At 34.2% G+C, this 13811-nt stretch carries 11 protein-coding genes; all 11 read right to left on the bottom strand.

All coding sequences use genetic code 11. The features are described 5' to 3' along the window. Positions 1-62 precede the first annotated feature (62 nt). The gene (locus tag NJT12_RS08525; RefSeq protein ID WP_271335458.1) at positions 63-1148 is read right to left on the bottom strand and encodes a DUF6688 domain-containing protein; all 1086 of its coding nucleotides are present in this window, start codon (positions 1146-1148) and stop codon (positions 63-65) included. A 37-nt stretch (positions 1149-1185) separates the two neighbouring features. Further along, positions 1186-1905 carry a PA3715 family protein gene (locus tag NJT12_RS08520; RefSeq protein WP_271335457.1) on the bottom strand — a complete coding sequence of 240 codons (720 nt, stop codon included), beginning with the start codon at positions 1903-1905 and terminating at the stop codon, positions 1186-1188. Positions 1906-1913: 8 nt separating this feature from the next. Further along, complete coding sequence (locus tag NJT12_RS08515; RefSeq protein WP_271335456.1) at positions 1914-2633, bottom strand: hypothetical protein; 720 nt, start codon at positions 2631-2633, stop codon at positions 1914-1916. A gap of 144 nt (positions 2634-2777) precedes the next feature. Further along, positions 2778-3566, bottom strand: a complete 789-nt coding sequence (locus tag NJT12_RS08510; protein ID WP_271335455.1) for a hypothetical protein — start codon at positions 3564-3566, stop codon at positions 2778-2780. Positions 3567-3589: 23 nt separating this feature from the next. Beyond that, entirely contained in the window at positions 3590-3958 is a 369-nt protein-coding gene (locus NJT12_RS08505) for a hypothetical protein (protein WP_271335454.1), read from the bottom strand. A gap of 105 nt (positions 3959-4063) precedes the next feature. Beyond that, positions 4064-4354, bottom strand: a complete 291-nt coding sequence (locus tag NJT12_RS08500; RefSeq protein WP_271335533.1) for an RDD family protein — start codon at positions 4352-4354, stop codon at positions 4064-4066. 3 nt (positions 4355-4357) lie between these two features. Then, the gene (locus NJT12_RS08495; protein ID WP_271335453.1) at positions 4358-4519 is read right to left on the bottom strand and encodes a hypothetical protein; all 162 of its coding nucleotides are present in this window, start codon (positions 4517-4519) and stop codon (positions 4358-4360) included. A gap of 18 nt (positions 4520-4537) precedes the next feature. Next, complete coding sequence (locus NJT12_RS08490; RefSeq protein ID WP_271335452.1) at positions 4538-4987, bottom strand: hypothetical protein; 450 nt, start codon at positions 4985-4987, stop codon at positions 4538-4540. A gap of 623 nt (positions 4988-5610) precedes the next feature. Then, on the bottom strand, positions 5611-6834 hold the full coding sequence (gene lysA, locus NJT12_RS08485; protein ID WP_271335451.1) for a diaminopimelate decarboxylase: 1224 nt from the start codon (positions 6832-6834) through the stop codon (positions 5611-5613). A gap of 815 nt (positions 6835-7649) precedes the next feature. After that, complete coding sequence (locus tag NJT12_RS08480; protein ID WP_271335450.1) at positions 7650-9104, bottom strand: glutamate synthase subunit beta; 1455 nt, start codon at positions 9102-9104, stop codon at positions 7650-7652. A 185-nt stretch (positions 9105-9289) separates the two neighbouring features. Beyond that, positions 9290-13807: a glutamate synthase large subunit gene (gene gltB, locus NJT12_RS08475; RefSeq protein WP_271335449.1), complete on the bottom strand. Its 4518-nt coding sequence runs from the start codon at positions 13805-13807 to the stop codon at positions 9290-9292. Between the last annotated feature and the right edge of the window lie 4 nt (positions 13808-13811).

Raw genomic sequence — 13811 nt, 5'->3', positions numbered from 1 at the left:
GCAAAAAATGCACAAAGATCAAAAGTGATATTTGTGCATTTTTTCTTTTTTGCATATGCTGATTAGATTTGATATTGTTTATTGATTTTTTCCTCCGGTTTTTCGCAAAACAAATACAAGCAAAGTAAAAACGCCCATTCTATTGGTTTCATTACTAAATAGGTAAAGCTGGATAATGGTTTAGTATTGATTTTCTGAGATAAATTATATCCGTATTTATCATAATTGGTGCGTATAAAATGATGTAATTTAGGAGAGAAATCCTGTACCATTTCTTCAAAAGCATTTGCAATAAGCAATTGACGGTTTACTATTATTGTTCTGCCATTTCTTTTTCCTAATCTTAGAGGTTTTACAATTTTAGGATTTCCGGAGGCAGCAACCGTACATAAATAATGTCCTTTATGATCCAGGATTGGCGGATGCATTTGTTGCGAAAATCTCCAGGTTGTTGTGTCTGTAAAAACTTTTATCAATGAATTAGAATCCTGACCAAATAAGACTAGGATAAGCGTAATGATCAATAATAGCGGAATTATTAGAATAATACTCCACAAAGGTAAGTTGCTTTTTTGAGCGAAAAACTGGTTGATTTTATTCAAAAAATTATTGGAATATCTTTTTTCATTTGCAATCCTCATTTTGGTTTTTAGGATGCCAATGACAAGGCTTACTGCGATTATCAGACTTATAATTGGAACACCTATAAAAAAATACATATGTTCTGAATTGTCATACATATCAATACTTTCGGTATTGTGTTGTGATACTTGTAGTAAAATTACAAAAGAGAGAATACTGCCAATTACAAGAAAACTCAAGGATAAAACCTGTGTTAAGGGAGGTAATTTATTGCCTTTTAGCCAAATTAATAAAACTGAAATAATAAAGGCTATAAAATAAAAGAGTAAACTAAGAATATGCTTGCCCCCAAAAGGAATATAACATTGCCCATCGACAGGATCAATAGCGATATGGTAATCGTTGCCATGAGATTCTAACCCAACGAACATAAAAAGGAGTGAAAAAACATAGATGTTTGTTACAATCAACTCTAAAATTGAAATGTTCTTTTTAATTTTTTTTAAAATAATAACCACAATACTAACTATAGCTATAAAGGCTAATCCGGCATAAAAAAAAATCATATATAATTTTGAATTTATTCGTTTTTAGAGAGGTGTTTTATTTATACTCTTTTCCATTAAAAACTAATTTCGATGTTTCGGTTTTAATCGTATCCTTAGAGATACAATCATCTTTTGTGGGCGTACTTATTGTTTGTACAATTTTAGTTTTGACTATAATATTGCTAAAATTATTGTTTTGCACTTTGCCCATGTCGAAGGTCGAATTACTGTATTCAAATTCTCCTGCACAATTAGTATCCCATTCTCCATGAGATTGTGAAATTTTATAATTCTTCAGCACTTGCTTCAAAGATCCTTTTTCTATAATGTACAATGACAAATTGGTTTCGCTAAACGGATTAGGTTTACTGCTGGCATTAAAGTCTACTCTTACTCCAAAGGCTCTCGTAGTTTTATTAAGAAGGTACAATCCGGTATCAATCGAAATATCGGTTAATACAAAAGCATCAGATGTCCAGGCGTTGGGTTCAATAAATTTGCAGATTATTTTTCCTGTTGCATTATCGATTACCACGATATAAGCATCTAATTCAAAGTAAAAATGACCTTCATTGTCTTCTTCATTGACAATATATTTAGGGATCACCAAAACACTTTTGTCCTTGTCGTATGGTAGTATTTTTTGAGTAAAAAGATTTTGATTTATGTCACTTTCTTTTAAGTTAAGCTGTTTGAGTACAGTATCTAAATGATCAACCTGTTGTGAAAACGAAAGTTGAAAACAAAATAGTAAGGCAAGGAAACATTTTTTCATTGTTTTGCTTATTCTATATTGATTAAATTAAATTTCTTAAGCTCCGGATTAAATTCATAATTCAAAATATTGCCTTTAAAACAATCTTTTGAGTCTTCTAATAAATCAGAATCACTAATCTGTATTTTTTTTGTTCCAATGAAGTTATAATCAAATAAAATCTGATTGTCCTCAAGGAATTCCATACAGTTTTTATCGTTTTTGTCAATTAAAAATGCTGTTAAATTGTCAAATAAGCTTTTGAACGGGATGTATTTTAACTCACCATTTAAGTATTCATAGGCGTGAAGATCTTTTCCATCGCCAACAACATCATTTGTAATTACGATATAGTTATTGGTTTTTATTTTATAAATTGATAAGACCCAATATCCGTCAACAACTTGAATTTCAATTGTATTGGGTTGTGTCAGTGAAATTTTAGAAAAATGTTCTGCTGGTGTAGTTGTATAACTAAGTTTCTGTATTTGCTTTACAAATTCTATTCTCTCATTTTTATTCCATCGCCAGCTTGCCATCGTACTGTCTGGCAAAATAGTAAGAATATCAAAGAGGTTTTTATGTTCGTAGTAACTGATTTTTAGAGTATCTAACTTTTTAATGCCATCATTTTCTCTTTCTGAACTATCCTTCTCTTTTTTATTTGAAATTTTAGAATCTGACGTTTCCTCATTTTTTTTACATGAAAACAAAATCAGGACTAAAAGTGATAGCATTAATTGTTTCATTTCTAAGAGTGGGTTGGTTAGAATTTATCTCTACAAAAAGAGTATTCGCTGTCGTTCGAAAATTTTTTATTAACGAAACTTTGTTTTGCTAAAATATAAAAATAAACTTACGTCAGAACAGCTTTTAAACAGAACTTTAAATTATTATTTAATAGCTAATTTATGGTAGGAATATAACTTTTGACGATCAACTTCTTTGTAACCTTTTATATAGAAAACATGGTCTGTTTTCCAGATGATTTTTTCTATTTTAAATTCATCTGAGTGATAAGTCGCAGTCTCTGTTAGATACGTTTTTGGATTTTTTTTATCATTTATTTTTAATATTCCAATATCACAATTTTGACTTTCGTAAGCAGAGTTGTAATAATAAACTAGATATTTATTATTTACAGACGGAATTGGTAACTCTACCCTTCTATCGCCAAATGAAACAATATTGTATTCATAATCATTAGTATCATCTAATAAAAAGAGTTCTCCAAATCCCAGAGATTCAGATGTGGAGCTGTTGGTAATCGCAAACAATTTCAAGTTTGTATAATATCCTAATAAATCATAGCCGCTCCAGCTTTCTTCTCCGCCGTAATCTTTGTATTTTTTAAATTGGTGTTTTGTATGTTCAGTTTGAATATAGAAAAAATTGCCATTTTTTTCAGTTTTGACTTTTTCTAAAGAAGCAAATGATTTAAGTTGGTTAAATTCTGTTTCGGTAATAGTGTCTACAGCTAATCTCGGAAGTTTTTCGTACTTGTCAGCGTAGCCAAGATCTATTTTTTTGGTAGTATCGAGAACCGTTTTTTCTGTTTTAGAAGCTTTGTTTTCGGATGTTATTTCGGTTTTAGATGCTGTTTTTATATTTGCATCATTCTTCTTTTGCTTGATACAGGAAATAAACGAAAGGAATATAAACGATAGAAGAATTTGCTTCATTGAAATTGATTTATAAAGCGCTTTTACTTTAATTCTAGTCTACTTTTTATCTGATATACAATTTCCCAAAACAAAATAGATAAAATAGCATTTGTAAATATTGCTGTTTTTACTAAATAAGGATCATAATTGACAAGCAGATGTAAATTTGCAAATTGTACAGCCAAAAATAAACTTAAAGCAGCAATAGCAATAGAACAAATTATATTTAGGAACAGTGTCCACTTGAGGGCGAAGAAAGTATACATCAGGTTCAGAACTGCAAAACCACAGCCTAAAGTGATATACGGATCTGTTTTTAATACTTCGCCTAACGAAAGTAAAAGTGAAGTTGTAGAAAGGTATAGAAAAAATAGAATGGAGTAAATTAGGATTCTTATTTGTGGTTTCATTTTGATGTTTTTTTTAATTTGACGAAATTACGAATTAAAAATGAAGCTGTAATTAAGGTAGATTTAAAAAACGGTTTTTGTTATTTAAATGATATAAATTCGAGTTTAAACAAAACGTTTATAAAATTGCTCACTATCTGTAGAATCAATGACAATTGTTTTCGCCCACAAATCTCCAAGTCTTTGATTGTATTTTGTGTTTTTTATCAATAATATTCCCAGTAGTCCAAAAAACCAAATGTCTAATATATCTACCAAATGTCTTTTAAAGGATTGTCCAAAAGTTAAACTTGAAGTGTTGTTATCCCGTATGGAAACAACTTTTAAATCAAATACCAGATTACCAAGAGTGCCTCCAAATTTTAATTCGAATCCAATCATATAAAAACCCCAAATTAATTATGTTGTTAATGCAGGAAATCCTTCTAGTTTGTATCCTGTTAAAGTTTTTTCTCCATAATAGACGAACATAATATATAGCATTCCAGACATTAGCGAATAGTCAATTAATCCCGCAAATATTCTTTTTCGAAGATTTGGTTTCGTAGCAATTTTTTCCATTTGTTGTGTAGTATTTAGTTATTTTAAAATCGTCTCTATTTTAGTTTCTGATTTTTCTTTAAGAACACTGTCCGGATGAAAACTCCAGATTACGAGAAATCTTCCTTTTGCAAGATATTCTTCGGGATGTTCATCTGTTGGCTGACCGTCTTTTCCCCAAAGCAAACCTTGCAGAAATCTATCCCCTTTAAAAGTGTGTTCAAATTCAAAATACATGATAGATCCACGATCGGTTTTACTTTTAAAACTTTGAATCGCTTTACTTTTTAAAGTTCCAACAATGGTGCTATAGGTTTCAATATCAGTATAAAAATTACAAGCGGCAGGAGTAACACAAATATTACCGTCGTTTGAAGTATATGTTTTAGGGATTTCTTTTGGTTTTAGTTTTAGATCAGCAATGGTTTGACTGAATATATTGGTAGTAAGTAACAGAAATAATAGCGATAGGGGAATCGTAATTTTCATGGGTTTAAGGTTTAGTTGGGCTTGCTAAAATAGTTTTTTTATTTGAGTTTTTGTAGAGAAAAAAAATATTAGCAGGTTAGCCTGCAATGTCATTAAGTTAAGAGATTTTTGAATGAGGATTAACTATTTCTGTATCAATAATTCTATCAGAATCCGCAATCTTGTCATCTCGACGAAGGAGAGATCACACAAGAAACTTGACAAAGATTGAGGATTCTGATTACGGGATATTGGATGTGATTTCTCCCTTCGGTCGAAATGACAAACTTTGGGGTTACTTTGCGCTTCAAGGGATTAAAATCCCTCGCTTCAATATGTCCCGAACCTCCGGTTCTCTAAAAAAGTTCCGGAGGAACGTATTATTTTGTAAGGCTGGACTTCAGTCCAGTCTGATAAAGTTGAGTCTGGAATATCATGATAAAAATCCTTTTTAATCCGCGTTTTTGCAAAGCAAATCCGCGTCATCTGCGTTCAGTATTGGCGATTTGCTTGGCGGGGCTTCGACTTCGCTCAGCCTGACATGCGTTTGCCAATCTAAAATATAAAAGCAGCAATCTAAAATAAAAAAATCCCGCTTCAAAATGAAACGGGATTTCTACAATTGATATTCTCTTTTTTTTATTTTAAACTGTTGCAGCAACTTCTTGTGGCAACGGAATTTGATTTTTAAGCAAATCTTCGAATGTTTCGTGTTGGCGAATTAAGATTCCTTTTCCGTCCATCCATAAAACTTCGGCTGGTTTGTATCTTGAATTGTAGTTTGATGCCATGGAGAAACAGTATGCACCGGCATTTCTGAAAGCAAGAATATCACCCTCAGTAATTTCTGAAATTCTACGGTTGTTGGCAAACGTATCAGTCTCACAAATGTATCCTACTACAGAGTAAAAACGCTCTTTTCCTTTTGGGTTAGAGATATTTTCGATATGGTGTTGTGAACCGTAAAACATAGGACGAATTAAGTGGTTGAAACCACTATCGACTCCGGCGAAAACTGTTGAAGTTGTTTGTTTTACTACGTTTACTTTTGCTAAGAAGAAACCTGCTTCGCTCACGAGGAATTTCCCTGGTTCGAAAATCAACGTTAAATCTCTACCATATTCTGTACAGAAAGAGTTGAATCTTTTTGATAATTTTTTACCTAATTCTTCAATGTCAGTTTCGATATCGTCTTTTTTGTAAGGTACTTTGAATCCGCTTCCGAAATCTAAAAATTCAAGATCTTTGAAGTGTTTTGCGGTATCAAACAAGATTTCAGCAGCATACAAGAATACTTCGATATCAAGAATATCAGATCCTGTGTGCATGTGAATACCTACGATGCTCATTTTTGTGTTCTCTACAATTCGTAATATATGCGGAATTTGGTGAACAGAGATTCCGAATTTACTATCGATATGTCCTACTGATATATTTGCATTTCCTCCCGCCATTACGTGCGGATTGATACGAATACATACCGGAATTTGTGGATATTTTGTCCCGAATTGCTCCAGAATAGATAAGTTGTCAATATTGATTTGTACACCCATTGCGGCAACTTCTTCGATCTCTTCAAGAGAAACTCCGTTTGGTGTAAAAAAGATTTTTTCAGGTTCATAGCCAGCATGAAGTCCCAATAAAACTTCTTGAATTGATACAGTATCTAAACCAGACCCCATGTTCTTTAATAACTGAAGAATCGCAACGTTTGACAATGCCTTCATGGCGTAATTAACTCTTAAGTTTTCTACCTTAGAGAAAGCTTTAGTTAACCTATTGTACTGTGATTGGATTTTTTCGGCATCATAAACATATAATGGACTTCCAAATTGGTCTGCTAACTGCAGTAAATCTTTTGCTTGCATTTTTTTAACTTATTTTAAGCAAAGTTATTACACTTTTGACTAACGACAAATTAATTGTAGAAAAATAACAAATTGTAACAAATTGTTTGTTTTTAAACAAAAAGTCGTTTATTTTAGATTTTTATAAAATTCTTTTTAGCCTCTAAGTTGCTAAGGTTCTAAGTTACTAAGTTTTTTGCATAGATTGTCGAATGCTTGCTTTTTTTTGCCACGAATTTCACGAATTTTCGCTAATTTTTATTTTGGTTGTTTTTTCAAAACTTTGCAAAACCATAGCCCGAGGTTTCAACCTTTGGAACTAAGTTTTTTGCATAGTTTGTCGAATGTTTGCTTTTTTTGCCACGAATTACACCAATTTTCGCTAATTTTTATTTTGGTTGTTTTTTCAGAACTTTTCAAAACCATGGCCCGAAGTTTTAACCTTGGGTACTAAGTTTTTCGCATAGATTGTTGAATGTTTGCTGTTTTTTGCCACGAATTACACCAATTTTCGCGAAATTTTTATTTAGGATATTTTTTCAAAATTTTTCAAAACCATAGCCCGAGGTTTCAACCTTGGGAACGCAATATATGATTACAATACGTTTTCCAAAGTTGAAACCTCGGGCTATGCATTAAGATTTTTGGGTTTTTTAAATCTTTGTTCCTTTGTTTCTCTTGGTCTTTAAACCTAAAAAGCCCTGACGTTAGTCAAGGCTTTTTGTTGTGTGTTGTTTATAAGAATAAAGACGTTATAATTTTTTTGATGTTCTAAAGATTTAAGAAAGTAAAAAACGTAGTCCCTTAGCAACTTAGTATCTCAGAACCTTAAAAAATTATAGACTTGGTAAGTCTCCGTTTCCTTTGGTTGGCAAGTTAGTAGAGCCCATTAAGAACAAATCTACTTCTCTTGCTGCTTCGCGACCTTCTGAAATAGCCCATACGATTAATGATTGTCCACGACGCATATCTCCGGCAGTGAAAATATGAGGTACATTCGTTTGATAATTTTTTGCCTGATAGTTGCTTCTCATGTCAAGTTCAATACCTAATTGCTCGCTTAAAGTTTTCTCCGGACCTGTAAATCCTAAAGCCAATAAGGCGAGATCACACGGCCAGATTTTCTCTGAACCTTCTTTTTCGATTAATTCAGGACGTTGACCAGGAGTCATTTTCCATTGAACTTCAACGGTTTTTAATCCTGTTAATTCTCCTTTGTCGTTAGAAATGAATTCTTTAGTATTTATTAACCAGTTTCTGCTGCAACCTTCTTCGTGAGATGAAGACGTTTTCAACTGCAAAGGCCAGAAAGGCCAAGGCGTAGATTCGCTTCTTCCAACCGGAGGTTTTGGCAAAATTTCAAAATTAGTTACTGATTTTGCTCCGTGTCTGTTTGATGTTCCAACGCAGTCAGATCCAGTGTCACCACCACCAATTACAATTACATCTTTTCCAGTTGCTTTAACCTGGTCCGGAATCGATTCTCCGTATAAAACTTTTGTTTGTTGAGTAAGGAAATCCATTGCCTGAACAACGCCTTTGCTTTCGATTCCTTTAGTTGGCAAACTTCTTCTTTCGGTTGCTCCACCGCATAATACGATAGAATCAAAAGCATTTAGTTCTTCTACGCTAAAGTTAACACCAACATTTACATTCGTTTTAAAAGTGATTCCTTCAGCTTCAAGAATTAAAACACGTCTGTCGATGATTCCTTTTTCTAATTTGAAATTCGGAATTCCGTAACGCAATAAACCTCCAATAGCATTGTCTCTTTCAAAAACAGTTACCGTGTGACCGGCTCTGTTTAATTGTTGAGCTGCTGCCAAACCTGCAGGACCTGAACCAATAACGGCTACGGTTTTTCCTGTTCTGGTTTTTGGTGCTTGTGGTTTGATCCATCCTTCAGCAAAACCTCTTTCGATGATGTTTTTCTCGATGTTTTCGATAGCAACCGGTTCTTTGATGATTCCTAATACACATGATTTCTCACATGGAGCAGGGCATAATCGACCTGTAAACTCCGGAAAGTTATTAGTAGACTGCAAAATATTTAATGCACTCTGCCATTCTTCCTGATGTACCATGTCGTTGAAGTCAGGAATTAAATTTCCTAACGGACAAGCACTGTGGCAAAAAGGAATACCACAATCCATACATCTTGAACCTTGTTCTTTTTTCTTATCTTCTGCTAACGGTATTGTAAATTCGCTGTAGTTCGAAACACGTTCTACAACTGCTAAATTACTTTCGTCGGCTCTGTTATATTCTTTAAATCCGCCTATTTTACCCATGACATTTTGATTAAAATTTAAATGATCAATTTTAAATTCCAATTTTTTAAATTCCAAATTCCAATTTTTTTAACCGCAAAGAGCCCAAGGTCTTTGTTTTTGCTTTTTTGAGTGTTTTAAGTTCGCAAAGCTTTGTGGTCAAAATTTCAATAATCGAAAATCTAAAATCAGAATTCTAAAATCATTTAACCCGCAATTAATTCTTCTATTTTTTTCTCTTCTGCAATTCGTTGTAATGCTTTCTTGTAATCAGTTGGCATTACTTTCACGAAATTGTTTTGTTCATTTTCCCAGTCTGCTAAAATTCTTTTTGCTAATGGACTGTTGGTATACAAAGAGTGATTTTTGATTAGTTTTCTCAATTTAGTCACATCTTCTTCTTCGACAGGATCAAAAGCAACCATTTCCATGTTGCATAATGTCGCATCAAATTGTTGTTTAGGGTCGTAGACATAAGCTACACCACCGCTCATACCAGCTGCGAAGTTTCTTCCTGTTTTTCCTAAAACAACCACTGTACCACCGGTCATGTATTCGCATCCGTGATCTCCAATTCCTTCAACAACTGCGGTTGCTCCAGAATTTCTCACGCCAAAACGCTCACCAGCCATTCCATTAATATAAGCCTCTCCGGTAATAGCTCCGTAAAGGGCAACGTTACCAATAATGATATTTTCTTCAGGTTTGAAAGTTGCAGTAGGAGGGACTTTGATAATCAATTTTCCTCCGGACAATCCTTTTCCTAAATAATCATTACAGTTTCCGTGAATTTTAAACGACAATCCGTTTGTTGCAAAAGCACCAAAACTTTGTCCGGCAGAACCTTCAAAATCAACTAAAATAGTGTCTTCAGGTAAACCTTGTGCGCCATATATTTTTGAGATTTCATTACTCAAAATAGCACCTACAGAACGGTCTGTATTTTTAATTTTAAATGTAACTCTTGTTTTCTCTTTTCTATAAATAGAAGGAATAGCTTCTTTGATAATTTCGAAATCCAATACGTTTTCAAGATTGTGATCTTGTTCAGTTGTATTGTGATTTGGAACTGTTTTAGCTTTTTCCGGTTTGTATAGAATCGATGATAAATCTAAACCATTTGCTTTATAATGTTTGATCGCTTTGTTCACATTTAATTTTTGTGACTGACCCACCATTTCTTTTAAGGTTCTGAAACCTAATTGCGCCATGATTCCTCTTAACTCTTCAGCAATAAAATACATGAAGTTGATAACGTGCTCCGGAGTTCCTTTGAAATTTTTTCTCAATTCAGGATCCTGAGTTGCAATACCAACCGGGCAAGTATTTAAGTGACAAGCTCTCATCATGATACATCCTGATGCAACAAGCGGTGCAGTAGCAAAACCAAATTCTTCGGCTCCCAATAATGCAGCGATAGCAACATCACGACCCGTTTTCAATTGTCCGTCACATTCCAGAACCACACGGCTTCTTAAATCATTTAAGATCAGAGTTTGTTGTGCTTCGGCTAAGCCAAGTTCCCACGGAATACCTGTGTGTTGTAAAGAAGTTAATGGTGCAGCACCAGTTCCTCCGTCATAACCTGAAATCAGGATTACGTCAGCTTTTGCTTTTGCAACACCGGCAGCGATGGTTCCAACTCCAACTTCAGAAACTAATTTTACGTTTACACGTGCTTCACGATTGGCATTTTTTAAGTCAAAAATCAACTGAGATAAATCCTCAATAGAGTAAATATCGTGGTGAGGCGGAGGCGAAATCAAACCTACATATGGTGTAGAGTTTCTTGTTTCAGCAATCCAAGGCACTACTTTTTCTCCAGGTAATTGACCACCTTCTCCGGGTTTTGCACCCTGAGCCATTTTAATCTGGATTTCTTTAGCGTTTGTCAAATAGTTGATCGAAACACCAAAACGTCCCGATGCCACTTGTTTGATTGCACTGTTTCTTGAATCTCCGTTGATTTCTTTCTGGAAACGTTTAGGATCTTCTCCTCCTTCTCCAGAATTACTTTTTCCGCCAATTCTGTTCATTGCAATCGCTAAATTCTCGTGTGCTTCTCTACTGATAGATCCGTAAGACATCGCACCCGTTTTGAATTTTTTTACAATTTCTGTCCAAGGTTCTACTTCATCAATAGAAATTGGATCTAAATTGTTGAATTCGAATAAACCTCTAATAGTCATTAAGTTTGAGCTCTGCTCATTGACCATGTCCGAGTATTCTTTATAACTTTCAGGGCTATTCAAACGAACGGCCTGTTGTAATTTTGCAATAGTGGTTGGGTTAAACATATGTTTTTCTCCACCACGTCTCCATCTGTAAATTCCTCCAATTTCTAAAGGCAATAAACCTGCAATTTTAGAATTTGGAAATGCTTTTTGGAAACGTTTTTTTACTTCTTTTTCTACTTCCATCAAACCAATTCCTTCGATTCTTGAAGGGGTAAATGGGAAGTATTTGTTAGTGAAGGTTTTGTTTAAACCTAAAATCTCGAAAATTTGAGCAGCTCTGTACGAATGTAAAGTAGAGATACCAATTTTATTCATGATTTTAAGGATACCTTTTGCAATTGCTTTGTTGTAATTTACTATAGCATAATCTGCTTTTACTCCTGTAATATGTCCCTGGTTAACCTGATCGTGAATGATCTCGTTTACCATATAAGGATTGATCGCACTTGCACCATATCCGAATAATAAAGCAAAATGATGAGGTTCACGTGGTTCAGCAGATTCGATTATGATTCCGAATTTAGAACGAACCTGTAAAATATTCAAAGAGTGATGGATATAAGAACAAGCCAATAGCATTGGTATTGGAGCCAATTCTTCACTTACACCTCTGTCAGATAAAATAATGATATTACATCCTTCAGAAACCGCTTTAAAAGTTGCCTGAACACATTTTTCAAGCGCGCGTTCTAAACCGTTAACTCCTTTTTCTATTTTATATAAAGTAGAAATTGTAGCCGATTTGAAATCTGCGTGATCAATGTTTCTGATTTTATCTAAATCCTCATTCGAGATAACCGGATTCTGGATTTTTAGTTTTTTACATTGTTTTGATTCAATTTCAAAAATATTAAAATCTCCACCAATTGCTAAACTGATATCGGTAATGATTTCTTCACGAATACCATCCAAAGGCGGGTTGGTAACCTGAGCAAATAATTGTTTGAAATAGTTGTACAACAATTGAGGCTGATCTGATAAAACTGCCAATGGCGTATCGTTACCCATAGAGCTAATGGCTTCAGCGCCCTGAGCTCCCATTGGGTTAATGATAGTTTTTAAGTCTTCAATTGTATAACCAAATAATTTTTGTCTTGTTAGAAAATCAAGTTTCTCAACAGGAGTAGGATTATTGGTATATGGTATTTTAGATAATTGCAACAAGTTTTCATCAATCCATTCCTGGTAAGGACGTTTTGTTACAATTGCTTTTTTAATTTCTTCGTCTTCAATAATACGACCTTCGTTCATGTCTACAAGGAACATTTTTCCTGGCTCTAAACGACCGTGTTGTACTACATCTTCCGGTTCTACATCAAGTACACCAATTTCTGATGACATGATCACAAAACCACTTTTTGTCAATGTATAACGAGAAGGACGCAAACCGTTACGGTCTAACAAAGCCCCAATTACGTTACCATCTGTAAACGGAATAGAAGCAGGACCATCCCAAGGTTCCATGATACAAGAGTTGAATTCGTAGAACGCTCTTTTTTCAGGAGACATTGTCTGGTGTTTTTCCCAAGCTTCAGGAACTACCATCATCATCGCCTCAGGCAATGAACGGCCTGTCATTAATAAAAGTTCTACCACCATATCCATAGAAGCAGAATCTGATTTTCCTTCTAAGATAATTGGGAATAACTTTTTGATATCATTTCCGAAAATTTTGCTTTCCATCAATTCTTCACGAGCACGCATACGGCTTACGTTTCCACGAAGCGTATTGATTTCACCATTATGACACATATATCTAAATGGTTGTGCTAGTTCCCATGAAGGGAAAGTATTAGTAGAGAAACGTTGGTGCACTAACGCCAGACGAGTCACTAAATCGGGATCTTTTAAGTCAACATAATAACGGCTGATGTCTTCCGGCATCAATAAACCTTTGTATATTATGGTCGTTGTCGATAAACTAGAGAAATAAAACATGTGACTTTCAGAGGTTTTTGATCCTCTTATGGCATGTTCAGCAATTTTTCTAGCTGCAAAAAGTTTTGCATTAAATTCGTTTTCAGTTAAATCCTGACCGTTTTTGCTAACAAAAACCTGTTTAACTGTTGGTTCTTTTTCTGCGGCAATCTGCCCTAAATTCTCCACTTCAACAGGTACATCTCTCCAACCCAGAACTTTTAAGTTTTGATCCTTAATAGTCGATTCAAAAGCGTTGATGCAAAAAGAAACCTGGTTTTTGCTTTTTGGTAAAAACACCATTCCTACTGCATACTCACGTGTTTCAGGGATTTCAAAATCACATACTTTTTTAAAGAAAGCGTGTGGGATATCGAATAAAATTCCAGCTCCGTCTCCAGTTCTTCCATCAGAACTAACGGCACCACGATGTTCCAATTTTATTAAGATATCCAATGCTTTGTGAATAATATCGTTTGATTTAATACCATTCAGATTACAAATAAATCCTGCACCACAATTGTCGTGTTCAAATTCAGGCAAATAAAGCCCTTGTTCTTTAACTTTCATTCTT

It is taken from the genome of Flavobacterium azizsancarii (assembly GCF_027980145.1).
GTDB lineage: Bacteria > Bacteroidota > Bacteroidia > Flavobacteriales > Flavobacteriaceae > Flavobacterium > Flavobacterium azizsancarii.
Note: the sequence above shows the minus strand (reverse complement) of the source record. Positions and strands in the feature narration are given on the sequence as shown.

Coding starts and splice junctions, on each gene's coding strand:
- NJT12_RS08505 (WP_271335454.1), bottom strand. CDS start 3,958: ATGAAACCACAAATAAGAATCCTAATTTACTCCATTCTATTTTTTCTA.
- NJT12_RS08510 (WP_271335455.1), bottom strand. CDS start 3,566: ATGAAGCAAATTCTTCTATCGTTTATATTCCTTTCGTTTATTTCCTGT.
- NJT12_RS08520 (WP_271335457.1), bottom strand. CDS start 1,905: ATGAAAAAATGTTTCCTTGCCTTACTATTTTGTTTTCAACTTTCGTTT.
- NJT12_RS08480 (WP_271335450.1), bottom strand. CDS start 9,104: ATGGGTAAAATAGGCGGATTTAAAGAATATAACAGAGCCGACGAAAGT.
- NJT12_RS08490 (WP_271335452.1), bottom strand. CDS start 4,987: ATGAAAATTACGATTCCCCTATCGCTATTATTTCTGTTACTTACTACC.
- NJT12_RS08515 (WP_271335456.1), bottom strand. CDS start 2,633: ATGAAACAATTAATGCTATCACTTTTAGTCCTGATTTTGTTTTCATGT.
- NJT12_RS08525 (WP_271335458.1), bottom strand. CDS start 1,148: ATGATTTTTTTTTATGCCGGATTAGCCTTTATAGCTATAGTTAGTATT.
- gltB (WP_271335449.1), bottom strand. CDS start 13,807: ATGAAAGTTAAAGAACAAGGGCTTTATTTGCCTGAATTTGAACACGAC.
- lysA (WP_271335451.1), bottom strand. CDS start 6,834: ATGCAAGCAAAAGATTTACTGCAGTTAGCAGACCAATTTGGAAGTCCA.
- NJT12_RS08495 (WP_271335453.1), bottom strand. CDS start 4,519: ATGGAAAAAATTGCTACGAAACCAAATCTTCGAAAAAGAATATTTGCG.